Source organism: Mesorhizobium sp. WSM4807 (genome assembly GCF_055811615.1).
Map to the genome: position 1 here is coordinate 1 of NZ_JBVVQY010000029.1, position 26,011 is coordinate 26,011.

24 protein-coding genes and 3 pseudogenes are annotated in these 26,011 nt (G+C 61.7%); 6 read left to right on the forward strand and 21 right to left on the reverse strand.

Annotation, left to right across the window (positions count from 1 at the left end):
• Nucleotides 1-264: 264 nt before the first annotated feature.
• Nucleotides 265-399: pseudogene (locus tag AC0L3N_RS27400) on the forward strand (IS5/IS1182 family transposase); the annotation flags it as partial.
• A 134-nt stretch (nucleotides 400-533) separates the two neighbouring features.
• Here the strand turns inward: AC0L3N_RS27400 and ectB are convergent.
• The 12 genes and pseudogenes from ectB to ybgC form a co-directional block, all read right to left on the reverse strand.
• A complete protein-coding gene (gene ectB, locus AC0L3N_RS27405; RefSeq protein ID WP_473550634.1) occupies nucleotides 534-1,805 on the reverse strand; it encodes a diaminobutyrate--2-oxoglutarate transaminase in 1,272 nt (423 codons plus the stop codon).
• A 618-nt stretch (nucleotides 1,806-2,423) separates the two neighbouring features.
• Nucleotides 2,424-2,567 (reverse strand): annotated as a pseudogene (locus AC0L3N_RS27410) (IS256 family transposase); the annotation flags it as partial.
• Nucleotides 2,568-2,959: 392 nt separating this feature from the next.
• Nucleotides 2,960-4,888 (reverse strand): ATP-dependent zinc metalloprotease FtsH, encoded by a 1,929-nt coding sequence (ftsH, locus tag AC0L3N_RS27415; RefSeq protein ID WP_065011263.1) that lies wholly within the window; start codon nucleotides 4,886-4,888, stop codon nucleotides 2,960-2,962.
• 123 nt (nucleotides 4,889-5,011) lie between these two features.
• On the reverse strand, nucleotides 5,012-6,385 hold the full coding sequence (gene tilS / locus AC0L3N_RS27420; RefSeq protein ID WP_473550697.1) for a tRNA lysidine(34) synthetase TilS: 1,374 nt from the start codon (nucleotides 6,383-6,385) through the stop codon (nucleotides 5,012-5,014).
• A 58-nt stretch (nucleotides 6,386-6,443) separates the two neighbouring features.
• Entirely contained in the window at nucleotides 6,444-7,556 is a 1,113-nt protein-coding gene (gene ybgF, locus AC0L3N_RS27425) for a tol-pal system protein YbgF (RefSeq protein ID WP_473550636.1), read from the reverse strand.
• Nucleotides 7,557-7,759: 203 nt separating this feature from the next.
• Nucleotides 7,760-8,266 (reverse strand): peptidoglycan-associated lipoprotein Pal, encoded by a 507-nt coding sequence (pal, locus tag AC0L3N_RS27430; protein WP_123150132.1) that lies wholly within the window; start codon nucleotides 8,264-8,266, stop codon nucleotides 7,760-7,762.
• Between the two features lie 242 nt (nucleotides 8,267-8,508).
• The gene (locus AC0L3N_RS27435) at nucleotides 8,509-8,886 is read right to left on the reverse strand and encodes a four helix bundle protein (protein WP_123150131.1); all 378 of its coding nucleotides are present in this window, start codon (nucleotides 8,884-8,886) and stop codon (nucleotides 8,509-8,511) included.
• 46 nt (nucleotides 8,887-8,932) lie between these two features.
• Nucleotides 8,933-10,216, reverse strand: a complete 1,284-nt coding sequence (gene tolB, locus AC0L3N_RS27440; RefSeq protein WP_244602968.1) for a Tol-Pal system beta propeller repeat protein TolB — start codon at nucleotides 10,214-10,216, stop codon at nucleotides 8,933-8,935.
• A 67-nt stretch (nucleotides 10,217-10,283) separates the two neighbouring features.
• Entirely contained in the window at nucleotides 10,284-11,441 is a 1,158-nt protein-coding gene (locus AC0L3N_RS27445) for an energy transducer TonB family protein (RefSeq protein WP_473550638.1), read from the reverse strand.
• An 8-nt stretch (nucleotides 11,442-11,449) separates the two neighbouring features.
• Nucleotides 11,450-11,908: an ExbD/TolR family protein gene (locus AC0L3N_RS27450; protein WP_077375321.1), complete on the reverse strand. Its 459-nt coding sequence runs from the start codon at nucleotides 11,906-11,908 to the stop codon at nucleotides 11,450-11,452.
• Between the two features lie 9 nt (nucleotides 11,909-11,917).
• Nucleotides 11,918-12,628 (reverse strand): protein TolQ, encoded by a 711-nt coding sequence (gene tolQ / locus AC0L3N_RS27455; RefSeq protein WP_123150128.1) that lies wholly within the window; start codon nucleotides 12,626-12,628, stop codon nucleotides 11,918-11,920.
• Nucleotides 12,629-12,906: 278 nt separating this feature from the next.
• A complete protein-coding gene (gene ybgC, locus AC0L3N_RS27460; protein WP_473550640.1) occupies nucleotides 12,907-13,395 on the reverse strand; it encodes a tol-pal system-associated acyl-CoA thioesterase in 489 nt (162 codons plus the stop codon).
• A gap of 134 nt (nucleotides 13,396-13,529) precedes the next feature.
• Here ybgC and AC0L3N_RS27465 point away from each other — a divergent pair.
• Nucleotides 13,530-14,685, forward strand: a pseudogene (locus AC0L3N_RS27465) (glycoside hydrolase family 5 protein).
• A gap of 6 nt (nucleotides 14,686-14,691) precedes the next feature.
• Here AC0L3N_RS27465 and AC0L3N_RS27470 read toward each other — a convergent pair.
• The 7 genes from AC0L3N_RS27470 to AC0L3N_RS27500 all read right to left on the reverse strand — a co-directional run bounded on the left by AC0L3N_RS27470 (nucleotide 14,692) and on the right by AC0L3N_RS27500 (nucleotide 21,083).
• Nucleotides 14,692-15,600, reverse strand: a complete 909-nt coding sequence (locus AC0L3N_RS27470; RefSeq protein ID WP_473550641.1) for a metallophosphoesterase — start codon at nucleotides 15,598-15,600, stop codon at nucleotides 14,692-14,694.
• A gap of 309 nt (nucleotides 15,601-15,909) precedes the next feature.
• On the reverse strand, nucleotides 15,910-16,932 hold the full coding sequence (locus AC0L3N_RS27475; RefSeq protein WP_473550643.1) for a heme-binding protein: 1,023 nt from the start codon (nucleotides 16,930-16,932) through the stop codon (nucleotides 15,910-15,912).
• A 291-nt stretch (nucleotides 16,933-17,223) separates the two neighbouring features.
• Nucleotides 17,224-18,261, reverse strand: coding sequence for a Holliday junction branch migration DNA helicase RuvB (ruvB, locus tag AC0L3N_RS27480; RefSeq protein ID WP_027152903.1), 1,038 nt, complete (start codon nucleotides 18,259-18,261; stop codon nucleotides 17,224-17,226).
• A gap of 43 nt (nucleotides 18,262-18,304) precedes the next feature.
• Nucleotides 18,305-18,925, reverse strand: a complete 621-nt coding sequence (ruvA, locus tag AC0L3N_RS27485) for a Holliday junction branch migration protein RuvA (protein WP_473550644.1) — start codon at nucleotides 18,923-18,925, stop codon at nucleotides 18,305-18,307.
• A 10-nt stretch (nucleotides 18,926-18,935) separates the two neighbouring features.
• The gene (gene ruvC, locus AC0L3N_RS27490; RefSeq protein WP_473550645.1) at nucleotides 18,936-19,451 is read right to left on the reverse strand and encodes a crossover junction endodeoxyribonuclease RuvC; all 516 of its coding nucleotides are present in this window, start codon (nucleotides 19,449-19,451) and stop codon (nucleotides 18,936-18,938) included.
• A gap of 334 nt (nucleotides 19,452-19,785) precedes the next feature.
• A complete protein-coding gene (gene rcdA, locus AC0L3N_RS27495) occupies nucleotides 19,786-20,316 on the reverse strand; it encodes a protease adaptor protein RcdA (protein ID WP_473550646.1) in 531 nt (176 codons plus the stop codon).
• A 362-nt stretch (nucleotides 20,317-20,678) separates the two neighbouring features.
• Entirely contained in the window at nucleotides 20,679-21,083 is a 405-nt protein-coding gene (locus AC0L3N_RS27500) for a hypothetical protein (RefSeq protein WP_473550648.1), read from the reverse strand.
• 347 nt (nucleotides 21,084-21,430) lie between these two features.
• Here AC0L3N_RS27500 and AC0L3N_RS27505 point away from each other — a divergent pair, with 347 nt between their 5' ends.
• Nucleotides 21,431-21,982, forward strand: coding sequence for a DUF2269 family protein (locus AC0L3N_RS27505; protein ID WP_473550649.1), 552 nt, complete (start codon nucleotides 21,431-21,433; stop codon nucleotides 21,980-21,982).
• 158 nt (nucleotides 21,983-22,140) lie between these two features.
• Here the strand turns inward: AC0L3N_RS27505 and AC0L3N_RS27510 are convergent, their stop codons facing one another.
• Both AC0L3N_RS27510 and AC0L3N_RS27515 read right to left on the reverse strand, forming a co-directional pair.
• Nucleotides 22,141-22,911: a sulfite exporter TauE/SafE family protein gene (locus tag AC0L3N_RS27510; protein ID WP_473550651.1), complete on the reverse strand. Its 771-nt coding sequence runs from the start codon at nucleotides 22,909-22,911 to the stop codon at nucleotides 22,141-22,143.
• Between the two features lie 112 nt (nucleotides 22,912-23,023).
• A complete protein-coding gene (locus tag AC0L3N_RS27515; RefSeq protein WP_473550652.1) occupies nucleotides 23,024-23,482 on the reverse strand; it encodes an Lrp/AsnC family transcriptional regulator in 459 nt (152 codons plus the stop codon).
• Nucleotides 23,483-23,616: 134 nt separating this feature from the next.
• Between AC0L3N_RS27515 and AC0L3N_RS27520 the strand changes: the two genes are divergently transcribed.
• The 3 genes from AC0L3N_RS27520 to AC0L3N_RS27530 all read left to right on the forward strand — a co-directional run.
• Entirely contained in the window at nucleotides 23,617-24,537 is a 921-nt protein-coding gene (locus AC0L3N_RS27520) for a DMT family transporter (RefSeq protein WP_473550653.1), read from the forward strand.
• A gap of 134 nt (nucleotides 24,538-24,671) precedes the next feature.
• Nucleotides 24,672-25,319 (forward strand): thiamine phosphate synthase, encoded by a 648-nt coding sequence (locus tag AC0L3N_RS27525; RefSeq protein WP_473550655.1) that lies wholly within the window; start codon nucleotides 24,672-24,674, stop codon nucleotides 25,317-25,319.
• A 61-nt stretch (nucleotides 25,320-25,380) separates the two neighbouring features.
• A partial coding sequence (locus AC0L3N_RS27530) for a tetratricopeptide repeat protein (protein ID WP_473550656.1) occupies nucleotides 25,381-26,011 on the forward strand: 631 nt, incomplete at its 3' end.

Sequence of the window (26,011 nt, forward strand, 5' to 3'; positions counted from 1 at the left end):
GCTGCCTCGCTAACGAGGCAGCCCTCCTCAATCAGATCGGGATCAGGCCGTAAGATGTCCACTCAGAGCACACAGCCAAGTTCAAAAGTCGGCCGTGGACTATCCGCAAGCCGTTGATCTGGCATCCCGATTAATGTGGACGGCGGCTTTGGAATTGGAGCATTTGCGGTATTTGGGCGCTATTTTCCTTCCAATTCGGTTTTTTGCGGTTCCTTGGTATCTGTCGCCAGACCGCTATGCGCAGCTGGACGCGCTCTTCTCGAGCAATGTGAGCGCCAGCGCGGCCGCAAGATCTACAGCCCGCACGCCCATGAGGTGGAGTGCATCGGCAAGGGCGAGGCGCATGCGCCGTACGAGTTCGGTGTGAAGGTATCGGTGGCCACCTCGCTAAAGCGCTCCAGTTTTGTCCAGATCCTCCGCTGTCCGTCGCATCGCAGGCCACGGATCACCTGTCCAACAAGACGGCTCTCGCCGTACCTCGCCATCGCGTTGCGGTTCTCGCGCGTGGCCCGCATCGTAGCCCCCGATCTACTTTAGGCGCTTGCGAGCACAGACTTGTCCAGAATGTCCAGACCACGTTGAAGCGTCTGACTGTCAATTGTCAAAGGAGGAAGAAGCTTGATAACTTGGTCTTCTGCGCCGCATCGCTCTACTACGAGCCCATCCCCAAAGGCCTTGCGAACGATTTTCTCAGCCAGTTTACCTGTAGTGCAATCGAGCCCCAGAATCATGCCCCTCCCGCGCACGGAAAAGCTATGATCTCGGACACCTTGAGCGACCTGCCGAAGGCGATCGCACAGGACACGTCCTGTTTTCGTAACCGCTTTAGACAGCTTTTCATTCGTCCAATATTTTCGCAACGCAGCAGTCCCCGTTACCAGCGCAAGGTTGTTGCCCCTGAAAGTCCCATTATGTTCACCCGGACGCCAAACGTCTAATTCGGGTTTGAGCAGCAAAAGGGACAGCGGCAGTCCGCAGCCACTAAGGGACTTCGACAGAACAATAATATCTGGCGATAGATCCGCGAACTCGAAACTGAAGAAATTGCCCGTTCGTCCGCAACCTGCCTGAATGTCATCAACAATCAGGAGGATTCCGTTCTGCCTGCAAAGCCGCTCGAGCGACTGCAGCCAGCTCTTGCTTGCAGTGTTGATGCCCCCGTCGCCTTGGACGGTTTCCAGAATGATGGCTGCCGGCAGATCAACACCACTGCCTGCATCAGCAAGCACCTTGCCGAGATATTCCGAAGTATCGTTATCGGCTCCCCAATACCCGTCATATGGCATGAACACTGTTCCGCCTAGAGGAAGGCCTGCCGCGTCTCGGTAGTATCGATTACCCGTTACCGCAAGCGCGCCCAAGCTCACTCCATGAAAGCTGTTGGTAAATGAAATTATACTGTGTCGTCCAGTGGCCTTGCGTGCAAGTTTCAAAGCGGCTTCCACGGCATTAGCGCCGGTGGGACCGGGAAACTGAAACTTATATATCAGACCACGTGGCTGTAAAATTGTCGTGTCAAAGCACTCCATAAACTCTCGTTTGGCTGATGTGGCCATGTCTAACCCATGGATGATTCCATTCGACTTCAAGTATCGCATCGCATCGTTTAGCACATCTGGATCGTTGTGACCGTAGTTGAGGACGCCCGAACCGGAGAGGAAATCGATAAACTCGAAACCATTCTCGTCCTCGAGAATGGCTCCAGCAGCTTTCCTGAACACAACAGGAAAGGATCGTGAATATGATCGCACGTTCGATTCGAGTTTTTCGAAGGCAAATAGCGAGTTGGAGCTACTATCTTGCATGTTCTTTCCTCAAGCAGAAGACGTCCCTAGAGCACCGCGCCCATACTCTTGAATTCAATCGCTGCGATCTCGGTCTCACAAGCCAGCGTCTCAGGGAACTCTGGTGGTGGCTCCCCGGTTTTAAATGGCCACCTCGGCCCGTGCGCCTACCTACGTTGGTAGGATCGCCACGCGTTCTGTAGGTACTCGCCAATTCTGAGTGATGATAAAACAGCGCAGTTGCATCTCTTGTCCCGAGCGCGCGAACTCCCGCTCTGGCGGGCACGCGCGAGTTCCTAAGGGTGTGAACAAGTCCTGTGACCTGCCACTGAACTTGCTTCCAGAGGCAAAAAGAACAGGCGCGGTAGCCGTTCGGCACAGCTCTGGCGGCGGCGGCCAGTCGAGGCTGAGCTAGTCCGGATTTATTGATCCTCACCATAGATTCCTATTCCGGCTTGGAATGTTTGACCATGCCAGCCGGATACTCCACACGTCCCCCGCCTGAACGGGTACTCGTTGATGGCTCACCAGTTGTGTGCGTCAAGTTCTGCAAAAATGGCGTGGCATTCAGCGGTGACGTTGGCGTGTCCGCCGCGCAGCCCCCGTGTTTAGCGGAGCGGCGGACATGGCGGCCGCGTCTCAGGCGGCCAGTGCCCTCAGGTTCTCCTTCTTGTGCTCGCGCAGATGATCCATGTTGAGGTAGCGGGTCGCCTCGAGCCAGTTCTCGTGGATCTCCACCGCCAATGCCCGAACCAGCCGCAAACAGCTCTGCGGGTTGGGGAAGCGTCACCAGCGTGCCATGGCCGCCCCTCGCCTCAGAGCAAGGGCTGTTCTCTCTCCAAAGCTTTTTGCAGAACCTTCAGGACACTATCCCAATCTCCCCTCAAGGGTATCCTCAAGGGGGGAGATGTCCGGCAGAACAGCGGAAGGATCGCGGCAAAATTCCAGTTTGGGATCCTCTGCCTCGTTTCGCGCGGGCGAGGAACCCAGGTCTTGAGAGGTCGGCAGGACAGCGCCCCCTTGTAACTCAACATTTGCCGAATCCAGTTATGGGAGCGGATGCGATGTGGGGTGAAAGGCTTTCGCGCCGTGATCGGCTGTCGGCAACCTCCTGAACAAAAAACGCCGCGGTTCGAGCCGCGGCGTTTTTCGAAATCAATCTCCTGAGCCGGACCCTAGCTTGACGGCTGAGGCTCCATGCCGCCTTCGGGCTCCGGGCCCTTCTTGCGGCGGCTGCCGGACTTCGGCACGGCCGAGCCGCGGCTCGGTGGCGTGTCGTCGCCGAGATCGCGAGCGGGCTTGTGGCCGGCGATCAGCTGCTTGATCTCCTCGCCGGACAGCGTCTCGTATTCCAAAAGCCCCTGCGCCAGCGCGATCCATTCCTTCTTCTTCTTGGTGAGGATGGATTTCGCCGTCGAATAGGCCTCGTCGATCAGACGGCGCACTTCGGCGTCGATGATCTGCGCCGTCTCTTCCGAGACGTTCTGCGTGCGCGCCACCGAATGGCCGAGGAAGACTTCCTCCTGGTTGTCGCCATAGGCGACATGGCCGAGCTTGTCGGAGAAGCCCCAGCGCGTGACCATGGCGCGCGCCAGCTTGGTTGCCTGCTCGATGTCCGAGGAGGCACCCGAGGTGATGTTCTCCTTGCCGAACTTGAACTCCTCGGCGACGCGGCCACCCATCATGATGGCGAGGCGCGAGATCATGTATTTGTAGCTCATCGAATAGCGGTCGCCTTCCGGCAGCTGCATGACCATGCCAAGCGCCCGGCCACGCGGGATGATGGTCGCCTTGTGCAGCGGATCGGCCGACGGCACGTTCAGCGCCAGGATGGCGTGGCCGGCCTCGTGATAGGCGGTGAGTTCCTTCTCGGCCTGGGTCATGGCCGACGAGCGGCGCTCGGCGCCCATCATGATCTTGTCCTTGGCGTCCTCGAACTCGGCCATGGTGACAAGGCGCTTGTTGCGCCGCGCCGCCATCAGGGCGGATTCGTTGACGAGGTTCATCAGGTCGGCACCGGAAAAGCCCGGCGTTCCGCGTGCGATCACCTTGAGGTCGACATTGGGCGCCAGCGGCACGTTGCGCACATGCACCTTCAGGATCTTCTCGCGGCCGACGATGTCGGGGTTCGGCACCACCACCTGGCGGTCGAAACGGCCGGGCCTGAGCAGCGCCGGATCGAGCACGTCCGGCCGGTTGGTGGCGGCGATCAGGATGATGCTTTCGTTGGATTCGAAGCCGTCCATCTCGACCAGCAACTGGTTCAGCGTCTGCTCCCGCTCGTCATTGCCGCCGCCGAGGCCGGCGCCGCGATGGCGGCCGACCGCATCGATTTCGTCGATGAAGATGATGCAGGGCGCGTTCTTCTTGGCCTGGTCGAACATGTCGCGGACGCGGCTGGCGCCAACGCCGACGAACATCTCGACGAAGTCCGAGCCGGAAATCGTGAAGAACGGCACGTTGGCCTCACCGGCGACCGAACGGGCGAGCAGCGTCTTGCCGGTTCCGGGAGGGCCGACGAGCAGCACACCGCGCGGGATCTTGCCGCCAAGCCGCTGGAACTTCTGCGGATCACGCAAAAACTCGACGATCTCTTCAAGATCTTGCTTGGCTTCGTCGACGCCAGCGACGTCCTGGAAGGTGACGCGGCCATGCGCTTCGGTCAAAAGCTTGGCCTTCGACTTGCCGAAACCCATGGCGCGGCCGGAGCCGGATTGCATCTGGCGCATGAAGAATATCCAGACACCAAGGATGAGGATCATCGGCAGCCAGGAGATGAGATAGCCGAACAGCGAATTGGAACCGTCGGATTCGGGGCGCGCGTTGATGGTCACGTTCTTGTCCTGGAGTCTCGAAACCAGCGACGGATCACCCGGCGAATAGGTCTGGAAGCCGGTAGAGGTGTCGGTATAGGTGCCCGAGATGCGGGCACCCGCGATGGTCACCGTCTTGACCCGGCCGGCCGCGACATCCTGCAGGAACTGCGAATAGGGGACATCACTCGCTGCTCCGCGCGTCTGCGGCGTCTGGAACAGATTAAAGAGAGCGATGAGCAGGACCGCTATGATCGCCCAGAGCGCGAGATTGCGATAATTCGGATTCATCAATTGTCCCGTTGGCGTCCGCTGGCGGACACGCGTCGTGAGAGGAAACTTGGGTCTAACATAGGGATGGAGCCCTCCATTGCCAAGCAGAACAGCATGTCGCGGTTAAGCTTTCGCCCATGATCAACCGGCAGTGTGGCCGCTGAAAGGCGGCGCTGGAAGAGGTGGCGCGCCGATCAGCGCGGCGACAGTTCCGGCCGGCGCCAGGTCGAAGGACGGCAGGAAGCGGGCAAAGGGCGCGACAACCGGGCATACCGCTGTTCGTGGCAAGACCGGGCTGTCCTGCGCCGAACCAGGGCATTCGCCAAGATAATCGCCTGCGCGCCACAGCACCGGCTCGGCCGCCAGAGCCGCGCGGACAAGGCTTGGCGGCGTGCCGTCTTCGGCAATTGCCTGTTTTGCGGCACGAGCCGCGCCGAGCGGCGCGATCAAAAATGCACCGGGCTCGTCGCCCAATGTGATCCTCCGGCGGCCGTCCCAGAGGGCATTGTCCACGGCAGGAGCAGCGGGCGGCAGGTTGCGGGTTTCGCGACGCAGGAAGATGCCGGCACGCCGTGCATCGACCACCGTCCGCGACAATGTGGCGCAAAACGGCGTGGCCCTCAGCCGGTCGAGCAGCGCCTCGCTGCGAGCCTGGTCGGGCAGAAAGGCAACGCCGCCGACAGTCGCCAGCAGGATGCGCAGCGCATAGACGGCCGCCGGTTCGTCGCCGGCCGTCGCAAAACCCGGATCGAGACGGATAAGGCCGTCGGCGGGGCTGCTGGCAAAGCCACGGATCAGCGCGGCGGCGCGATGGCCAAGCTGTTCGCGCTCCACCGCAGCCCGCGCGGCCAGCGCCACCGCATCTTCCACGCGCTGCGCACCATTGCTGTCGGCAAGCGCTGCGCGGATTCGCGGCCGCTCGAAAGCCTCGTCTTCATTGGTCGGGTCTTCGGCCCAGCCGACATTCGCGCGCCGCAGGACTTCGCGCAGCGCCGCACGCCGTGTGCCGAGAAGCGGCCGTGCGATCCAGATCTGCCAATCATAGAGGGTGGCCGGTGCCATGCCGGCAAGGCCTCGCCCCTCTTCGCGTGCCCCATAGCGGCGCGCGTGCCGCATCAGCACGGTCTCGGCCTGGTCGTCGGCAGTGTGGCCGGTCAGGATCAAGCCGATACCTTCCGCCTGCGCTGCCTCGGCCAGCAGCCGGTAGCGGGCCTCTCGCGCGGCAGCCGGCAGGCCGGTCGACGGCTTGCGTCCGGACCAGACCAGGATGCGGTGGGCAATGCCGCGCCCGGCACAAAGCCTGGCCACGGCTTGCGCCTCAGCGGTCGCGCCCGGCCGCAGACCGTGATCGATCGTCACGGCCAGCAATTTCGTTGCGGGCGCGGTACGGTCGAGGTGATCTTTGAGGAGAAGGAGAAGGGCGGTCGAGTCGCTGCCACCGGACACGGCCGCAACAGCGCCGTTCGTAAAATCGATCTGCGAAAAAACCGAAAGGTCAGGCTCGGTTTCGAGCATCAATGCATGTCGCCCAAAAGTGGCCCCGGCGAGGGGGCAACGACATGCAAGAAAAAAACTAGCACGCCGCGAGCGCCCTTTCCTGCTTGACGCGTTCCTTGAGCGTGCCGGAAACGTTGGGATAGCGCTTGCCGATCTCGCCGAAAGTGGCGCAGGCCACGTCGCGCTGGTTCAAGCCGACCAGCGACACGCCGAGCTTCAGCAGCATGTCGGGAGCCTTCTTGGCCTTCGGATAGTCCTTGCTGGCGGCGAGGAAAGTCTCGGCCGCGTCGCGGTATTTCTGCTGGCCGAGCAGCGACTCACCCAGCCAGTAATGCGCGTCCGCCGTCTTGGCGTCCTTGGGGAAGCGGGCGATGTGGTCGCGAAAACCCTGTTCGGCAGTGCTGTAGTCGCCCGACAGGATGAATTGGTAGGAGTTGCGGTAAAGCTCCTCCGGGTCGTCGGTGGCGGGCAGCGCCGCAACCACCGTATCGTCGGACTTGCCGGCCTGCGTGCCAGCGGCCTGGTCGGCTTGGCCACCGGGGACGGGGGCGGTGTTCTGCGCCGGTGCATGTGCCTGCGTGTTGCCGTCGGCGTCGATCACATTGCCGTTCTTGTCGACGGTGATTGTGCCGAACGTCTTCGGCGGCGTGCCCGGGATCACCGTGCCGGGTTCGCCTGTCGGCGATTCGACGATGACCTCCCCGCTCTGGTCGCCGGCTGGCGGTGTGCCCGCATCGGCCGGCGCGTGCGTCGCCTGAGCCTCGGCGACGCTGCTGTCGGTGTTGGCGTCCGACTTTTTCTGCTCGGCTGGTTGCTGCGCGCCTTGCGAGCCGCCTTCCAACTGCTGGAAGCGGAACTCGTTGTCTTCCTGCTGCTTGCGGATCTGCTCCTGCATCTGCAGCACCTGGAAGTTGAGCTCCTCGATCTTGCCGTTCATCTGGCGGAGCTGTTCCTCCAGCGCCGTAGTGCTGGTGCCATCCTGCGCGAATTGAACCTGATCCGGTTTCTTTTTTTCACCGAAAATGCCCGGCTTTTCACCGAAAATGCCGAGCGTCGGCAGGCGGAAGGAAAAACCGCTTTTTTCTGCAGCTTGCTCATTGCCGATTGCCCCGGTACCGCCACCAAGTGCAGCGACGCTTGATACGAGCAGCAGCGCAAGCGTGCCGCTCAAGACCGATCTGAAATGCATGTGCCTCTCGCCGTGAAATTGTTTGCCTGTTGCATGCCTTCCGATCGGAGTGGACCGTCAGGCGCTCGGCTTTTACCAGGACGCAGGACTTCGGCCAAATTTTGTTTCAAGTCCCATATCCGGGCGCGCCGGACATGAAAAAGGCGGCCGCGGCCGCCTTTCGCACATATGTGTTGCATTTCTGCCGATCAAGAAATTGCCGATCAAGAACCGGCGCCGCTGATCGTGGTGACGGCGCGGCGGTTCTGCGACCAGCAGGAGATGTCGTCGCAAACCGCGACCGGACGCTCCTTGCCGTAGGAAATGGTCTTCAGGCGCTGGGCGGAAACACCCCTGGCGACGAGGAAGTCGCGGGTGGCGGCGGCCCGGCGGGCGCCGAGCGCCAGATTGTATTCGCGCGTGCCGCGCTCGTCGGCATGGCCTTCGATGACGATGCCATACTGCCTATACTGGTTCAGCCACTGCGCCTGGCGCGAAAGCGTCGTCTGCGCGTCGGCGCGGATCGAGGACGAATCCGTGTCGAAGAAGATGCGGTCGCCGATGTTGACGGTGAAGTCCTGGGCCGATCCGGGCGTTGCCGCCCCGGCGCCACTGAGACCAAGATCGGCGGCGCTATTCAGGTTCTTCTTCGAGGCGCAACCGGCGATGGCGAGCAACGCCACCAGCGCGATCATCGCCGGGTTTCTGGTAAGTGCTGCGATACGGCCCATGCCGCCTCTCCTTCGCAATTCGAGTGATTTCGTTGATCGTCCAGTAACCACGTTTGGGTTAACCGGCGTTCAAGAAACACGGTTAAAATTTGGTTTCGGCTGCCGTCCGCAGCCGTTTTGCCAGACGCCACCAGAGGGGCAACAATGTGCGCGGACCCTAGGCGGAAATGCGGCTAAAACGCGACCAAGCCGTGGAAAGAGCGAATTGAAGAGTTGAGGAATCGAGGAACTGAAGAGAGAGGTCACTTCAGCTTCTCTCTCAGATTCACCAGCATTCCATAGATGTAAGCATAGGATTGCAGCCATTCGTCGCGGAGCGCTTGTGTGATGTATCCAAGGTCGAACGCGTACGAAATCCACGTCTCCACTTCGCTGCACGACCCCATAGCCATCGAAATGAAACGTGCGAATTCGAGCTTGGAGTGGGTCTGTTTGGCAAATCCCTCAGCCAAATTGGCGCAGATTCCCTTGCTGGAACGACGCAATTGATCGGCCAGTGCGTACTGCTCCATTTTCGGGAAAGCAAGCGTGGCTCCGTGCACGTCCAGAGAAACCGCATAAGCGCGCTTATAGACCTCTAGATCCCTCGCTCGCTTAATATAGCTTCCCGTTTTCTCCATCTCTTCAATTCTTCATCTCTTCAATTCTTCATTTCTCCAATTCCTCTCACTCGAGCAGCGGCGACCAGGCCGGGTCCGATGCGAAATTCGCCGTCGGGATCGACTGTTCGTTGCGGCCGGTGAGATCGACCGAAACGAGTTTCGGCCCGCCGGCTGAATCGCGGAAGAACATCAGCACCCGGCCGTTGGGCGCCCAGGTCGGCCCCTCCTGCTGGAAGCCGGTTGAGAGGATGCGCTCGCCCGAACCGTCGACGCGCATGACGCCGATCTGGAACTCGCCGGCGGTCTGCTTGGTGAAGGCGATGAGATCGCCGCGCGGCGACCACACCGGCGTCGAATAGACGCCATCGCCGAAGGAGATGCGGGTCTGGCCCGAACCGTCGGCGCCCATCACATAGATCTGCGCGCGGCCGCCGCGGTCGGAGGTGAACACCACCTTGCTGCCATCCGGAGAATAGGATGGCGACGTGTCGATGGCCGTCGAATTGGTGAGCCTTGTCGTCGAGCGGCTCCTCAAATCCATGGCGAAGATGTTGGAATTGCCGTCGTCGCGCAGCAGGCTCATGATCACCTTCTGGCCGTCGGGCGAGAAGCGCGGCGCAAAGGTCATGCCGGGAAAGTCGCCGACCAGTTCGCGCTGCCCGGTCTCGATCTGCAGCAGATAGACCTTCGGCTGGCCGCTTTCATAGGACATGTAGGTGATTTCCTGCCGGTTTGGCGAGAAACGCGGCGTCAGCACGATCGACCTGCCATCCGACAGGTAGCGGATATTGGCGCCGTCCTGGTCCATGATGGCGAGGCGCTTCTTGCGCGCGTTCTTTGCGCCCGATTCGTCGATGAAGACGACGCGCGTGTCGAAATAGCCCTTCTCGCCGGTCAGCCGTTCATAGATCGCGTCGGCGATGATATGGGCGACACGCCTCGTATTGGCGTCGTTGGCGAAGAACTGCTCGCCGGACATCTGCTGGCCGGCAAACGTATCCCACAGCCTGTACTGGGCGCGGACGCGGCCATCGGCCTCCTTGCTGACGCTGCCGGTGACCAGCGCTTGGGCATTGATCACTTTCCAGTCCTCGAAACGGGGCGTGGCATCCGGATTGGAGATCTTTTCTATGAAGGCGCTCTTGTCGATCGGCGCGAACAGGCCGGAGCGTTTCAGGTCTGCGCTGACGATGCCGGAAATCTCCGCACCCAGCGCATCGCCACCTTGAAAGTCGGTGATGGCGATCGGCAGCGGCTCGACATTGCCTTTGTTGACGTTGAGCTCAACGAGCGCCCGCGCCGGCAAGGTGGCGGCGGCAGTCATGCCCAGCGCCATCGCTATGATCATCAGGAGCGGCTGGAGGATGGATTTCATGTCTTCTCGCTTCTCTTTAATATTCTACGGGGCGCCAGGCCTATAGGCCCAGCATCTCCCTCGGATCGAACGTGACACGAACGTCGGCCCAGATGTCTTGTTTGCCTGCGGGGACCTGCAGACCGGCCACATCGCATTTCTGAACCGCGCGCACGGCACTTTCGTCGAACGGGCGGTTGCCGCTCGACTTTTCGACAGATGGCCGACCATCCAGCTTGCCGGAGGCGTCCAGGTTGAACCGGACTACGACGATGAAATTCTCCGAACTCTCGAGCCCTACCGGCAGGGTCCAGCAACCGCCGAGCTGTGCCTCCAACGCGCCCTGCTCCGACCTCGAGAGCTTCTGGCCCTGATCCTTGTCCCCACCGAGCGATGCCTGCTGGGTCGAGCGCTTGGCGCCGCCGCCGGACGGCTTCCGCTTGTCGAGCAGCGCCGAAATCTCGTCGGCGTTGAACTGCTTGTCTTCCGATTTCGGCTTGGATGAGGCTTCCTTGACCGGCTTGTCGGCGTCCTTGCGCTCGGGCGCCTTAGCGCTTTCGGCCTGAGCCGGCTGCGGCTTCGGCCGCGCCTGCGGGGCAGGCGCAGAGTCCGGAAGCTGCGTCGTCTCGGTTGGCGGCTCCTGGGCGATGGCCTCGGCGACGGCGTCCGGCTTGACCTCAGGCTTCGGGTCGATGGCGGCGGTCTTGTCCTGCGGCGGCGTCGGCGCCGGCTCCTTGGCCGGTGTCGGTTTTGGCTCCGCCTGCTTGACCGGCTCGGGCTTCACCTCTTCCTTCGGCTGCGGCACCGGTGCGACCTCCGTCGCCGGGACAGGCTTGGGCTGCTCCTTCGGTTTCGGCACGTCCTCGGGCCTCGGCTTTTCTTTCGGCGTCGGCGCGGGCGGCGGCGCCTCAGCCTTATCGACCGGCTGGGGCTTGGGATCCGGCGTCGGCGGCTTGTCGGTATCGACGCTGTTCTCGCCGACCGTCTGCGCGTCGGCCACGATGTCCGGACGCTGGGTCGGCAATGGAGCCGGCTTTTCGCTCACCGCAGCTTTCTTGTCGCCTTTCTGTATCTGCGCGATCGCTTCCATCGGCACGATCTCGACTGCGACCGACTCGACTTCGGACGACGGAAGTGCAGCCGGCGCCGACAGCGTGAACAGCCCGAAGGCGATCGCCGTCGCATGCAAGATCACCGATGTGGTGAGGCCGGTCCGCATGTTCTTGTCTACTGGTCCTGTTCCTGCAGCGAGATGAGACTCATATTCTTGTAGCCAGCGGCTTGGACACGGGCCATGACCTGCAGAGCCGCTCCATAATTGGTTGCCTTGTCGGCGCGAAAGAAGATGCGCTCGTCATAGCCGGTCTTCGAGATCGCCTGCAGCTTTGCCACCAGTTCCTCGATCGGGATCTCGGTCTTCTGGATGTAAATCTGGCCGGCGGAGTTGATGGATACCTCGATCGGTTGCGTGTCGGCCGCGATCGCCTTGGCCTGTGTTTCCGGCAGGTCGACCGGAACGCCGACCGTCAGCAGTGGCGCCGCGACCATGAAGATGATCAACAGCACCAGCATCACGTCGACCATCGGTGTGACGTTGATCTCCGATATCATCGCGTGATGGCGGCCGCGCCGCCTGTGGCCACGACCACCGCGTCCTCCGCCACCCGCGCCTACAGACATTCCCATGATTGTTCCTCAGGTCTTCTGCGCGACTTTTTCATCGATTTGGCGCGAGAGTATGGCGGAGAACTCGTCCGCGAACCCTTCCATGCGCACAGCGATCTTGCTCGCGTCCGACGACAGTTTGTTGTAGGCGATGACGGCGGGGATAGCCGCGAGCAGGCCTATTGCCGTAGCCAGCAGCGCCTCGGCAATGCCGGGTGCGACCACCGACAGGCTGGTATTCTTGGATGCGGCGATCGCCTGGAACGAGGTCATGATGCCGATCACGGTGCCGAACAGGCCGATGAAGGGCGCCGCCGAGCCGGTGGTGGCGAGAAAGCCAAGCCGTCCTTCCAGTTTTTCCATTTCGCGGGTCAGCGCCAGGTCCATCGCCTTGTCGATGCGGGTCTGCAGGCCAAGCGGCGATTTCGCGCCCTTCTCGAAGCTTTTTTTCCATTCGCGCATGGCGGCGACGAAGATGGCGCTCATGCCTGACGTCTTGCGGTCGGCGAGCGTGCGGTAGAGCTCTTCCAGCGACTGCCCCGACCAGAACACCTGTTCGAAGCGATTGAGCGCGAGCCGCATGCGGCCATAGGCGACGAGCTTGTCGACGATGATCGCCCAGGTCCAGATCGAGGCGCAGAGCAGCCCGATCATGACCAGCTTGACCACCCAGCCGGCCTGTATGAACAGCGCCCAAATCGACAAATGCGCGCCCGGTTCGGCGAGTGCGATATTTTCCATGGTTACGTCCTTAAGATTTTCCGAGCACGGCTGGCAGCTGGCCCATGGGCATCCCTTGTGGTCCGTTCGCGCAATGCTTGCGGAATAACCCCAAAATGCACCGTTGGCGGCGTTTTCGGGGCAAATCTTGGTGAAAGGAAGGCGCTGGATTCTCCAATCTTCACCACCCTCTTCATGAACCGTTATGGTTAAGGATGGGTTAGGACGGACAGCGCGGCGCATTGCCGCGCCTTGGGCGAGCCGCCCGGCATCGTCGGCGGATCATCGGCGTCAGTAACTTACCGATTTTGAACTTGCTGATTTGCCTTGGGCATGAAGGCAGCGATCCATTCCTTCGGAAAACGCCTAGGCCGGCCGTTCTCGCCGATGATCGCCGCCTCGACCCGCGCCTCGACCAGCACCTCGCCGCCGCGCTTCAGCTGCTGCGCCATGAAGATGCGGGCGCCCGAAATGTCCTCGGTGCGCGTCTCGATGGTCAAGACATCGTCCATGCGGGCGGAGCCGCGGAAGTCGATCTCCATGCGCCGCACCACCCAAATTATTTTTTCGCCATGCTTGCCCTCGGCAAGCTCGGTGTGATGGACCCCGGCAAGCCTGAGATAGTCGGAACGGCCGCGCTCAAAGAATTCGAGATAGCGTGCGTGGTAGACGACGCCGGAGAAATCGGTGTCGGCATAATAGACCCGCGCCATCAGCCGGTGGCCGAATTCCGTCAGCGCGCCGGAAAGCCCGGCGCAGAGCGTCGCCGATTCACCATGATCGTCCATTGCGCTTTCCTTTTCGGGCCTGACCGGGCACCTGAAGCGCGACGCGCTTCAGGTGGTTGTTTCCGTGCGTGTCGTTGTCCCAAAACCGCTACACACTTTTTGGGCGACACGCATTAGCTTGGCGCATGAACCCGATGGCACTGTTGACGGCGATGATCAAGACCTTGATGGCGGCGCTGCTTGTGCTGGCCGCGCTGGCGCTGCCGGGCCAGGCGGCGAACTTTTCGATGAAGCGCGACCTCAACCTCGACCAATGGACGACCTGGCCGGGCGAGGACAAATGGGGCGACCGGCGGGCAATCCTGCCCTATCCGGAATGGCGCAAATTCCTCAGCGACGATGACCTTAAGGCGCTGAAGAGCGCCGGCTTCGATTTCCTGCGCATGCCGGTCGACCCGTCGCCGTTCCTGTCCGGCGAGACGCTGGCGCTGCGCGACGACCTCTATGCCAGCATGCTGGGCTCGGTGCGCATGATCAATCGCGCCGGACTGAAAGTGATCGTCGACATGCATCTGATCCCCAGCGGCAGCAGCCGCAAGATCGGCTTGGGCGAGGTGATGGACGACCCGAAAGTGCTCGATGCCTATGTCGAAGTGGTGCGCAAGATGGCGCGCATGCTGGCCGATGAGGATCCGCGCCAAGTTGCTTTCGAGCCGATGAACGAGCCGGTCATCGACTGCGACACCGACGGCGGCCTGTGGCCGGAGCGCCATCTGAGACTGTTCGCGGCGGCGCGTTCACATCATCTGGACCTTTCATTCCTACGAGCCGTTCCTGCTGCTGACCCATCAGGGCGCGACCTGGGCCGGCGATTTCATCCCTTATGTGACCGGCGTGCCCTATCCGCTCAGCGCCGTCCCGCGCGCCCAGCTCGATGCTGGGCTCGATACGATCCGTGCAAGGATCAAGGTCGAGGCGCCATGGACGCGGCAGAGCGGCCTGCTTGCCTATCTCGACGAGCAGGTCGCCAGCATCGACAAGGATGAGAAGCTGCTCGAGACGATGGATGCGCCGTTCACCAGGGTCGAAGCCTGGGCAAAGGCCAACGCCATCAAGCCGGAGAACATCACGCTCGTCGAATTCGGCATGATCCGCCAGGAATACCGCAATGCCCATGTGATGCCGGCCGAATACCGTGCCGCTTATGTCAAGGACATGATCGCCCGCGCCGAAGCCCGTGGCTTCTCGTGGTCGGTCTGGAGCTATGGCGGTGCCTTCGGCATCGTCGACGCTTTTGATCGCGACAAGACCGAGCCGGATGTGATGGACGTGGTCAAGTCACTTAATTGAAGCGGTTCAGGCTGAACGCAGTTCGATCGAAAGAATCTCTGGGCGCATCCCAAAACGCACCGGCAGGATGCTGAAACCGAGCCCTCCGGAGACGATCAGGTTCCGGTTCTCCTCCACGACATGGCCATAGGCAAAACGGTTGCCGAAGCGGGATGGCACGACCGGAGAATAGCCGAACAGCCGCACCTGTCCGCCATGGGTATGACCCGAAAGAGTCAACGATACCCGTGACGGGACCTTCGGGAATATGTCCGGCTCATGTGCGAGCAGAATAACGGGAGCCTTGTCGCTTACTTTTGCCAGCGTGCCGCGCAGGTCGTCCAGTCCTTTGAATCCGCTGCGGCCCCAGGTTTTGCCCGGCCGCAGCGCAAGTTGGTCCGCAAGTCCGGCGATCCAGAAGCCATGCCCGTCCTTTTCCAGGCGGACGGCATCGTTTTCCAGGACCGGGATGCCGGCGCGCTCGAGCGCCCGGCGCGCCACCGTCGGCCCCAACCCGGCTTTTTGCGCGGAAAGGTCCTCCCACCAGTCGTGATTGCCAAGGATCGACCACACGCCGAGCGGCGCCTTCAGACCGGACAAGGCCGGCGCCCATTCGGAGGAATCCACCCAGTCCGTCACCAGGCGCGTGCCGGATGCATAGTCGCCAAGCAGGACAATCAGATCCGGCTGCAGGGCGTTCGCCCGTTCGGCAAGCGACTTAATCCGCTCCGGCGTCATCCATGGCCGGCAAGCATGAATATCGGCGAGAGCGACAACGCGAAGCCGCAATCCTGCAGGCCAGTTTGGCGGCGTCAATGAATAGCGCTTTACATGCGTCAGCAACATCGGCTCCAGGCCAACCGCATAAGCGCCGAGCGACACGGCCGATAAGAACGAACCGCCGATGAGGCGCAGGAAGCCACGTCTGGTGATCATCGCTCAGCTCCGTCGTTCGCGGGATCGTCGTCCCACAGCGCGAGGCTTCGCGTTAAAATCCGCAAATGTGCCGGCAAGCTGACCAGGATTAGGAGATTTTGCGCAGCTAAAGCATCGGACCCAAAAGTGGGTACCGGTTTTTGGGAAAATCCGGTGCTCAAACATTGAGATAGAGCCCCATCCCGCTGTCGGGATGGACCAGGCTCAAAGCGCGCCGCGTTTGAAAGGATTCATGCGACGCGCTTCAAATGTTTGTTTCCATGCATGTCGTTGCCCCCAAAACCGCTGCGCACTTTTGGGCGACATGCATCAGGGCGTGGCTGGCGCCGCTGTCTTCATTGCGTCGGCATCCGCGACCTTCTCCATCGTGTTGATGCTGACATGGGGCCATCTTATCAGGCCCGGCAGACCATCGCGACGCGGGAAGAAATCGAGAAGCACGATTTGCAGATATTGCAGAATGAGGCGCGGCGTTCCCGCGGGCGTCAGCTCGTCCAATTCCATTATCCAGAAAGTCGAAATCATTTCGGCCGCGTTGGCCTGCCTTACGATGAAGGGAATATTGACGATCCCGGCGGTCTCGACAGTCGTGCTGACCTGCAGCTTTGTCGTTCTGGTTACGGTTCCCGGAGCGCCGCCGACAAGAAGCAGATGTGGCTTTACCGGATCGAAACCCGGAAAGGTGGGATCGGCCACAACACCCTTGAACGGAGCGAGATGAAAATGATTGTAGGGCGCCAGATAGGGACTGGTGAGATTCTGATTGACGCCTATCGGCAACCCATTGATTGGCGGAATTGTCGGTGGCCCGTTGGTGACCTCGCCCGCACCCAATGCAAGCAGTGAGTCGCCGTGCGGAATGGTCCCAAGGCGTCCAATGTTGCTGGTTTTCTCTGCCTCATTGGTCATGAACAACCAAAGGCCCGGCTCGTGGTGAATCGTCGTTTTCGGATCTCCCTGCAGGCCGCTCGCCGGAAAATCGTCGGCAAGCAACTGCTCGATCCGTTGCTCGTAATCCAGTGCGACCACGACCTGGTCGGTGTTGATCGAAGTTCCGTTCCTCTGGATGCCGCGATTCTTGACGCCCTTGTCCACCAAAGTGAATTTGAGCACCTCATCATATTGATTGACCAGGAGCCGGTAGTCGATCCCGCTGCCCGATGAAGCGAATGGCAAAGCGATCGCATTCCAGCCGCGCCCCTTCATGCCCGGGTCATTCTTCCACGTTCCAGGAAGTAACTTGAGTACATCGAGATCGCTATCACCCTGTCTGGCGATATCGATGTAGCGGGGTTCTGTCTTAAGCTCGGTCACTCTGCTTGCTGCAATCATAGCTTCCCCCTGCCATATTGAACAATTGACAATATACTTCTTCGCCGCTGTCAGCGGCGTAGAAAGCCAGGACTTCAATGCATATAGTTATGCGTGAGCGCTTAATGTCGCATATTACGCGGTGCCTGAAATAACGCTATACTATTTGAAAAAAGTCAAATCGAAATTTGACTGAACTTCTATGGTTAAGAAATGAGCAGCATGATGAGGATTATAATCCTTGTCAATCATCACCTTGGATCCGACGAAGACACAGAAGCATTCGTGACTGAGAGGCGCCTGCAGACTTCGTCATTCCTCCTGGAACAGGCTGATCTGCTGCTGCGCCAGATCCTTCGGCGCGTCGAGTCCGAGATGCCGCCAGGCATTGGCGGTCAGCACGCGGCCGCGCGGCGTGCGCTGAATAAAACCCTGCTGGATCAGATAGGGCTCTATGATGTCCTCGATGGCGTCGCGCGGCTCGGAAAGCCCTGCCGCAATGGTCTCGATGCCGACCGGCCCGCCGCCAAAATTCCGCGCGATCATCGAGAGATAGCGGCGGTCGAGCGCGTCGAGGCCGAGCGCGTCGACCTCGAGCCGCGTCAGCGCCTCGTCGGCGATCTGGCGATCGACATGACCGTCGCCGGCGACTGATGCAAAATCACGCACGCGGCGCAAAAGGCGGCCGGCGATGCGCGGTGTCCCACGCGCGCGCCGTGCGATCTCCAGCGCGCCATCGTCGCCGAGCGGCATCGCAAGGATGCGGGCGCCGCGCCGCACGATCTGCTCCAGTTCCTCGACCGAGTAGAAATTGAGACGGACCGGGATGCCGAAGCGGTCGCGCAGCGGGTTGGTCAAGAGGCCGAGCCGGGTGGTTGCGGCGACCAGGGTGAAACGGGCTAGGTCGATCTTGACCGAGCGCGCCGCCGGCCCTTCGCCGATGATCAGGTCGAGCTGGAAATCCTCCATCGCCGGATAGAGAATTTCCTCGACCGCCGGGTTGAGCCGGTGGATCTCGTCGATGAACAGCACGTCGCGGTCTTCGAGATTGGTGAGCAGGGCTGCGAGATCGCCGGCCTTGGCGATGACCGGACCGGAGGTCGAGCGGAAATTGACACCGAGCTCACGCGCCATGATCTGCGCCAGCGTCGTCTTGCCGAGGCCGGGCGGCCCGACGAACAGCACGTGGTCAAGCGCCTCGCTGCGGCCCTTTGCGGCCTCGATGAACACTTTGAGATTGGCCCGCACCGCCGCTTGGCCGACGAAGTCGCCGAGCGTCTGCGGCCGCAAGGTCTGCTCGGCATCCTCGCCGCGCTTGTCGGGAGCAATGAGGCGTGGCGAAAGGCTCATGCCGCCTTCCTTGCACAGGGCAGGGAACGGGACAAGCGCAGACTCACCGCGCCAGCTCCTTCAGCCCGAATCGAATAAGCTTCGAAGCATCCGCATCCTCGCCGGCGCTCTTCAGCGCCGCCGCCACCGCATTGGCGGCGGTATCGCGCGAATAGCCGAGATTGACCAGCGCCGAGACGGCGTCGGTGATCGACGCCGGCGCCACGCCATCGCCGAGTTCCTGCTTCAGGCCGATGGTGCCGGAGGCAGTGCCCGCATAGGCTGGCGCCTTGTTCTTCAGTTCGGTGACGATGCGCTCGGCCACCTTTTTGCCGACGCCGGGCGCGCGGCTGACCATGGCAATATCACGTAGCGCGATGGCATTGGCGAGATCGGCCGGCGCCAGCGTCGACAGAATGGCCAGTGCCACCTTGGCGCCGACGCCCTGCACATTGCTCATCAACAGCCGGAACCACTCGCGCTCCAGCACCGACTGGAAACCGTAGAGCCGCAGCATATCCTCGCGCACATAGGTCTCGATGAACAGCACCACCGCCTCGCCGGGTGCTGGCAAAGCGGCAAGCGTGCGCGCCGAGCAGTGGGCGACATAGCCGACGCCGTGCACGTCGATGATGCAGAAATCCTCGTCGATCTCGTCCAGCGTGCCTTTGAGCTTGCCGATCATGTGTGGTCCCTCATGCCAGCGCCATCCTCGCCATCCTATAGACAACACTCTGCCGGTGATGAGCGTGGCAGATGGCAATGGCCAGCGCGTCGGCGGCATCGTCGGTGTCGAACGTCGCCTTCGGCATCAGCACCTTGACCATCATGTGGATCTGTTTCTTGTCGCCATGGCCGACGCCGATCACCGCCTTCTTGACGGCATTGGGCGCATATTCGGCAACGACCAGACCTGCCAGCGCCGGCACCAGCATGGCGATGCCGCGCGCCTGGCCAAGCTTCAGCGTCGCGGCCGCATCCTTGTTGACGAAAGTCTGCTCGACCGCCGCCTCGTGCGGCATGGCGGTATGTAGGATCTCGGCAAGCCCATCATGCAACTGGCAAAGCCGCGTCGCCAGCGCCGCCTTGTCGTCGGAACGCACCGTGCCGGAGGCGACGAAGCGCAGCGAGTTGCCGAGGCTCTCGACGATGCCCCAGCCGGTACGCCTCAGCCCCGGATCGATACCGATGATGCGAATCGTTTCCCCCATCCGCCAAGTCTACCCTTGGCGGACAGCGATGCCAGCGAAATGTGAACAAACCAGAAACAGGCTCCGCTGCGTCCAGGAAGAGCCAAAGAGACTGTTTCGAAAGTCGCTCCGGCGAGTCATATGGTGGTGGTTTCGAGAACCGGAGCGGAGCGGACATTTGGGTCCGTGAGCGCGCGCATGGCCCCGAAAATCGGAACCGATTTTCGGAAAGGATCATGCACAAAATCAAAGTGCTACAGCGTCCTTTGCGCGTCCAAGAAGGACGCGCGGCGCTGTAGGTAAGCGCAGAAAACGCCGTCAGATGGTCGCGGGAGCACAGTTTCCAAACAGTCTCTCAGCCGCGGGCAAAAGCCGTGTTCAGCAGCGTGATCTGATCGGAAACCGGATTGACGCGGCGGCCGGATGGCGACACGTCGGCCACGGCGCCGCCGTAGATTTCCTCGTCCATGCGACGCACCAGCGCCTGCAGGCGCAGCGAGCGGTCGATGAGGTCAAGAAAATCCTTGGGCAGTTCGACCCAGCCTGCGGCATCGTTGTTGGCGGAAGCGGTGTCGAGACGCACCTTGGATTTTTCGGAAGCAACCTGATCGCGGGTCATCTCGCCGGAATTCGCCGCGCGCTGCAATAGCAGCCAAGAGGCGACCTGCATCAGCCTCGTGGTCAGTCGCATCGATTCGGCCGCATAGAGCGTCGCCGCCAGCCTGGACAGTTTCTTCGCCTCCGCCCGGCCCTTGCCGTCCAGATATTCGGCCGCCTGCTCGACCAGGCCCATCCCTTCCTGGTAGAGCGGCTTGAAGGATTGGGAGAAAACCCGGCGCTCCGCCAGCTTGATGGTTTTCGCGCTTCCCTTCGAAGGATCGTTCATCGATACGCCCTGCACTTGCCTTACAGCCGGCCGAATCGGCGCCATCGCCGTCACGCCCTGCACCCTATATGACCGAGGCTTGAAAATGCGCTTCGCCGCCGGCGAAGGCAAGCATATGTTTAACAAACGGTTAACGGCGGCGCAGGCGCCCGGCAATCCGATCGCGGACAAAAAAAGAGCCGCGGATAAGGCGGCTCTCAGGAGTTTAACAGGGAGGCGTCAAACAAAGTGGCTCCAACCACTCGGTAAGAATCCAGATCACTGGATGCACATAGTAAACGCCTGTAAAGCTTAATGAAGCCTTAACGGCGCGGATATTTTTTGAACAAGCGTCGCCCGCCTGTGCCGTAACAGCACAATATTCAGGCCTTTTGGGCCTCAAGAAGCCGCTCGGCTTTCCACACCACCGGCAGCGCGATATAGGCGAACAGCAGCAATCCCGCGTAAAAGCCCATCGAGGACGTTGCCACCAGCGGCTCGATCGCCGGGTTACCGCCAAGCATGATGTAAAGGCCGATCAACAGGCCGATGCCACTGATTGCCGTCAACCAGAAATGGACGGTGGCAAGCCTCTTTTCCGCGACTGCCGGAAACAGATGGTAGAAGAAGGCAAACACCGCCGACATCAGCCATCCGGCCACCATGGTATGGGCGTGGGTCGGCATCTGCCCATGGTCTTTGCTGATCGCCATCTGAAGGCCGAGCGCCATCCCGAACAGTGCGTAGACGACGGCCAGCGTGAAGAAATTTCGTGCTACCTTTTGCATAGTATCCCCCGATTTGCCTTTTCCCGTCATGGGAATGGGTTGAGTTCAGGCGGTCGCCCCGCCGCCGGGTCCCGGCATCGGCGCATTAGCATCGGCAATGTTTCTGGACGATGCTGCATGGCGCCCGACCCTTCCCCCGGCGCCGTCAAAATAGCAGAAAACAGCGCGACGCGCTGGCGCAATTGTTGAACGATCCCGTTACGGCCGTGTCTCATAGGACGTCGAAACAAAGCTGCCTCCCGCGCGACATCGTTCCGAAACAGGCGCCGCGCTAAACGCCCGCTCCTCGCAGCGAGATGGAGCAAATATGCGCCGCTCGCGATCGTCAAACACCCAAGGAGGCAACCATGGATTGGTATTCGATCGTCAAATTTCTGCACGTCCTCTCGGCGATCCTCTGGGTCGGCGGCGGCTTCACACTGATGGTGCTTGCGGTGCGCGCCGATCGCGCCGGAAACATCGAAGGCGTGCTGCAGGCCATGCGCGCCACTGGCGAGCTGGGCAACAGGTTCTTCGCGCCGATGTCGATGCTGACGCTCGCCTTCGGCCTCATCATGTGCGGGTTCTGGGTCGGCTTCTCCGACCTGTGGATCCTGATCGGCCTTGCCGGCTACGCGACGACTTTCTGCATCGGCATGTTCATCTTCAAGCCGACCGCCGACCGCATGGCGGGGATGATCGCCAAGGACGGCGTCACGCCGGCGGCCCTCGCCCAGGGCCAGCGCATCCTCAACGCTGCACGCGTCGACTATTCGGTGATGCTGGTGATCATAGCCGACATGGTGCTGAAGCCGACGCTGAACGATGTCACCATCCTGGGCTGTATGGCGCTGGTCCTGACCACCGGAATTGCTCTCGCCCTCGGCGGAACGCGCCGGTTGGTGCCGAGCGCCGCCTGAAATCTGCCGTGACGCTGACGGCGGCTCGGCTGCCGGCAGCTTCCATGGCCGGCAATCTAATGCATGTCGCGCAAAAAGTGTGCAGCGGTTTTGCGATAACGACATGCATAAAACAAGAACCTAAAGCGCGTCGCATGAGGCCGGTCACACGCGACGCTTTAGAGAAGGCCGGCAATCCCGTCCCACAGAAGCTTGACTGCGACGACCGCGACGGTTGCGTAGGTGAAGGGGTAGAACAGTTCCGGCCGCATCCGCCGGACCAGCCAGGCGCCGGCGATGGTCGAAAGCGGCGCCAGCGGTACCAGAACCGCCGACGCGGTCAGGTTGGTGGTGTCGAACTGTCCCAGCGCAAAATAGGGGATGAGCTTCAATGCGTTGGTGGCGGCAAAGAAGATTGCGGCGGTGCCCGACAGCACTTTCGGATCGAGCCGGATCGGCAGCGCATAGACCTGAAAGGGCGGGCCGCCGACATGGGCGACGAAGCTGGTGAAACCGGCGACCGTCCCCCAGAAGGCGGCAGCCGCGCGGTTGGGCTCGGCCGAGTGGCCCGCACCGTGCCGCATCTGTATAAAGACCCAGCGAAGCACGAATATCATGGCCACCGCGCCGACGATCAGCCGCACCATTTCCGCTGTCACCAACGCCGCGGTCAGCCAGCCGAGGCCGATGCCGATCACCGCCCCCGGCATCATGTCCGTAAGCATCTTGCGGTCGTAGACACCCCACCATGTCCACACCGAGACGATGTCCATCAGGCATAGTATAGGGAGCAGGATGGCGGCGGCCTGCACCGGCGGCATGGCCAGCGCCATCAGCGGCACGCCGACGAAGCCGACCGCGCCGCCAAAGCCGCCCTTGGACAGGCCAACCAGGATGACGGCTGGAATGGCGGCGGCATAGAACCAGGGATCGAAGAGAAGACCTGACATCGGCGGGGAGCAGTTGGAGGGAAAGCGTGTAGACGCTGGAATAGCCGATAAACCTTCGCGCCGCGACTGCAAATGTGCACACGATGCGATGCGTCGTGAGTGCTGAGGCCTGTTACGGTTTTGAGATGGCGGTTGCGGCGAGCGGCGGTGGGCGCCTGCGGATCGGCTGCGCCTTGATGATGGCTGTGCTCGTTTCGGCCTTGTCGGCGATACGGTCGAGAAGCTTGTCGAGATCGCCGATCGAGCGCACGAACAGCCGGGCAACAAAGCAGTCGTCGCCCGTCACCTTGTCGCATTCGCCAAACTCCGGAGTCTCCTCAATCAGCTTCTGCACAATATGCAGCTTGCCCGGCAAGGGCCGGATGCGAACGATCGCCTGCAAGGTGTAGCCGAGCGCTTGCGGATCGATCTCGACGGTGAAGGCCCGGATGACGCCGCGATCCTCAAGACGTCGAAGCCGCTCCGAAACGCTTGGCGATGACAACCCGACCTGTTGGGCCAGTTCCTTCAATGACGTTCGCGAATCCTTGATCAGGATTTCGAGAAGGCGTCGGTCCAGATCGTCCAGCATTTGACATTCCCAAGGAAAAGGCCGTCATCACCTTATTTAATTAGGCACGACTGGCATATCACCTGGCGCAAATTATAGAAAGCGCTGATGCGGCATGGAATTATCAACCATCAGCGTTTCGAGAGGCAATACTCATGGACAGCACGGTGCGCGGCACGATCGAAATGACGGCCGCAATGGCGATCCTCGGCACGATCGGATGGTTCGTCGTCATGTCGGGCCAGCCCATCATGGACGTCGTCTTCTGGCGCTGTGCCTTCGGCGCGATAACGCTGCTGATCATCTGCGCTGCCATTGGGCTGCTGCGCGGCAAGCTGTCGTTGCGCATCGTGGCGATCGCGGCCCTTGGCGGCGCGGCCATCGTCATCAACTGGTTGCTGCTGTTCAGCTCGTTTTCCCGCGCCTCGATCTCGATCGCCACGGCTGTCTACAACACGCAGCCCTTCATGCTGGTCGGCTTCGGCGCGCTCTTCTTCTCAGAACGGCTGACCATGACAAAGCTGGCCTGGCTTGGCATCGCCTTCGTCGGCATGCTGCTGATCGTGCAGGCCTCGCCTGATGCTGCAGGCCCCAATACAGGTAGTGTCGGCACGGATTATTTTACCGGCATCGCGATGGCGCTGGGTGCGGCTTTCTTCTGGGCCGTCGCCGCCATCGTCACTAAGAAGCTAAAAGGCACGCCACCGCACCTGATCGCCCTGATCCAGGTCTGCGTCGGCGTCGTCATACTGGCACCCTTCGCCAACTTTTCTCATTTTCCCGCCGATGCGTGGAGCTGGAGCATGCTGGCGACGCTTGGCGTCGTCCATACCGGTCTGATGTACATCCTGATGTACGGCGCCATCCAGAAACTGCCAACGCATCTGCAGGGGTCGCTGTCTTTTATCTACCCTGTGGTCGCGATCCTAGTCGATGTCGTCGCCTTCGGCCACCGGCTGCATCGGGCCCAGATCGTCGGCGCCGCCGCCATCCTGATCGCCGCCGCCGGGATGAATCTTGGCTGGACGCTGTGGAGATCGAAGGCCCCAGCCGAGAGCACTCCGGCAATCAAGTGAGGCAAGAACGTCGCCGGACGACAATCATGCGCCAATGATCCTGCCCCGCCCGCCTGTTCAAGGCCGGCACTTTGCTCTATGCCGCAATGCAACCATCTTCGCCCGGCATAGGCGAAAACCGGGATCGAAAACCAATGAACGACGCAACGCCTCCAAATCGCTGCCGCATCGTGCTGATCGCGCCGCCCGGCGTGTCGGCTGAGCGCATCGGCACGGCGTTCAAGGGCGGCGATGTCGCCTCGCTCATCCTGCCGGAGAACGGCATGGACGAGGCTTCCTTCCAGGCCTTCGCCGAACGGATCGTGCCGACGGCGCAGGCGGCAGGCGTTGCTGTCGTCATTGCCGGCGACACCCGCATCGCCGGTCGCGTCCAGGCCGATGGCATCCATGTCGAGGTCGGCAAGGCCGAACTCGCCGAGACGATCGATCGTTTTCAGACAAAAATGATGGTCGGCACCGGCGGCGCCAAGACGCGCGACGATGCGCTGGAACTCGGCGAACTCAGACCCGACTACATCTTCTTCGGCCGCTTCGGCTACGACAACAAGCCGGAGCCGCACCCGCGCAACCTGTCGCTGGGACAATGGTGGGCGGATGTGATCCAGATCCCTTGCATCGTCATGGCAGGGTCCGACCTCGCCTCGGTGGAGGCGGTGGCAGCCACCGGCGCCGAATTCGTGGCGCTGTCCAGCGCCGTCTTTGCCGACGGCGTCGACCCAAAGATGGCAGTCGCCAGCGCCAACGCGCTGCTCGACGAGACCGCGCCGCGTTTCGAGGACTGACGTGCCCGCGCGGACAATCCTTTTCAGTGCGTTCCTTGCGGCGCTCACGGTGCAGGCCGCCATGGCGGAAACCGTCCCGTTGCCGCAACCCAAGCCCGACATCGGCGCAACCACCGACAAGCCGATCGCCACGCCGCTGCCGCAGCCCGCCACCACGGCCCCGCTGCCGTCGGCCGACGCCATCAATCCCGACCGCTTCGGTGCAAAGCCGTCGGATTCCGCCTATGGCGCCTTCCAGCGCGGCCTTTACAAGACGGCCTACAACCTCGCCTTGGTCCGCGCTCAGAACGGCGATCCGGCGGCGCAGACACTGGTCGCCGAGATATTGTCACGCGGTCTTGGCGTGCCGGTCAACGCGGCGGAGGCGGCAAAGTGGTACGCGCTTGCCGCCGAGCAGGGGATACCGGAATCACAGTTCCAATATGCGCTGATGCTGCTCGACGGCCGCTACGTCAAGAAAGACGAGAAGGGTGCCTACGCGCTGATGCAGGCCGCCGCCGAAGCCGGAAACCGTCTGGCGCAGTTCAATTTCGCGCAGCTTCTGGTCCAGCAGGACCCCGGGGGGGGCGGCCGCGCCCACGCGGGGGGGGAGGATAAGCGCGCCCCCCCCCCCCCCCGTGCCGCCGCGCAAAAATGGATGGGGGAGGGGTATGGCAATGGCGTCGGCCGCCAGCCCCGCGCCGCGGTCCCGG

What these genes read in the sequence shown, in the direction of transcription:
- ectB (WP_473550634.1), bottom strand. Translation starts at nt 1,805, where the DNA reads ATGCAAGATAGTAGCTCCAACTCGCTATTTGCCTTCGAAAAACTCGAA.
- ftsH (WP_065011263.1), bottom strand. Translation starts at nt 4,888, where the DNA reads ATGAATCCGAATTATCGCAATCTCGCGCTCTGGGCGATCATAGCGGTC.
- tilS (WP_473550697.1), bottom strand. Translation starts at nt 6,385, where the DNA reads ATGCTCGAAACCGAGCCTGACCTTTCGGTTTTTTCGCAGATCGATTTT.
- ybgF (WP_473550636.1), bottom strand. Translation starts at nt 7,556, where the DNA reads ATGCATTTCAGATCGGTCTTGAGCGGCACGCTTGCGCTGCTGCTCGTA.
- pal (WP_123150132.1), bottom strand. Translation starts at nt 8,266, where the DNA reads ATGGGCCGTATCGCAGCACTTACCAGAAACCCGGCGATGATCGCGCTG.
- AC0L3N_RS27435 (WP_123150131.1), bottom strand. Translation starts at nt 8,886, where the DNA reads ATGGAGAAAACGGGAAGCTATATTAAGCGAGCGAGGGATCTAGAGGTC.
- tolB (WP_244602968.1), bottom strand. Translation starts at nt 10,216, where the DNA reads ATGATCATAGCGATGGCGCTGGGCATGACTGCCGCCGCCACCTTGCCG.
- AC0L3N_RS27445 (WP_473550638.1), bottom strand. Translation starts at nt 11,441, where the DNA reads ATGCGGACCGGCCTCACCACATCGGTGATCTTGCATGCGACGGCGATC.
- AC0L3N_RS27450 (WP_077375321.1), bottom strand. Translation starts at nt 11,908, where the DNA reads ATGGGAATGTCTGTAGGCGCGGGTGGCGGAGGACGCGGTGGTCGTGGC.
- tolQ (WP_123150128.1), bottom strand. Translation starts at nt 12,628, where the DNA reads ATGGAAAATATCGCACTCGCCGAACCGGGCGCGCATTTGTCGATTTGG.
- ybgC (WP_473550640.1), bottom strand. Translation starts at nt 13,395, where the DNA reads ATGGACGATCATGGTGAATCGGCGACGCTCTGCGCCGGGCTTTCCGGC.
- AC0L3N_RS27470 (WP_473550641.1), bottom strand. Translation starts at nt 15,600, where the DNA reads ATGATCACCAGACGTGGCTTCCTGCGCCTCATCGGCGGTTCGTTCTTA.
- AC0L3N_RS27475 (WP_473550643.1), bottom strand. Translation starts at nt 16,932, where the DNA reads ATGATTGCAGCAAGCAGAGTGACCGAGCTTAAGACAGAACCCCGCTAC.
- ruvB (WP_027152903.1), bottom strand. Translation starts at nt 18,261, where the DNA reads ATGAGCCTTTCGCCACGCCTCATTGCTCCCGACAAGCGCGGCGAGGAT.
- ruvA (WP_473550644.1), bottom strand. Translation starts at nt 18,925, where the DNA reads ATGATCGGCAAGCTCAAAGGCACGCTGGACGAGATCGACGAGGATTTC.
- ruvC (WP_473550645.1), bottom strand. Translation starts at nt 19,451, where the DNA reads ATGGGGGAAACGATTCGCATCATCGGTATCGATCCGGGGCTGAGGCGT.
- rcdA (WP_473550646.1), bottom strand. Translation starts at nt 20,316, where the DNA reads ATGAACGATCCTTCGAAGGGAAGCGCGAAAACCATCAAGCTGGCGGAG.
- AC0L3N_RS27500 (WP_473550648.1), bottom strand. Translation starts at nt 21,083, where the DNA reads ATGCAAAAGGTAGCACGAAATTTCTTCACGCTGGCCGTCGTCTACGCA.
- AC0L3N_RS27505 (WP_473550649.1), top strand. Translation starts at nt 21,431, where the DNA reads ATGGATTGGTATTCGATCGTCAAATTTCTGCACGTCCTCTCGGCGATC.
- AC0L3N_RS27510 (WP_473550651.1), bottom strand. Translation starts at nt 22,911, where the DNA reads ATGTCAGGTCTTCTCTTCGATCCCTGGTTCTATGCCGCCGCCATTCCA.
- AC0L3N_RS27515 (WP_473550652.1), bottom strand. Translation starts at nt 23,482, where the DNA reads ATGCTGGACGATCTGGACCGACGCCTTCTCGAAATCCTGATCAAGGAT.
- AC0L3N_RS27520 (WP_473550653.1), top strand. Translation starts at nt 23,617, where the DNA reads ATGGACAGCACGGTGCGCGGCACGATCGAAATGACGGCCGCAATGGCG.
- AC0L3N_RS27525 (WP_473550655.1), top strand. Translation starts at nt 24,672, where the DNA reads ATGAACGACGCAACGCCTCCAAATCGCTGCCGCATCGTGCTGATCGCG.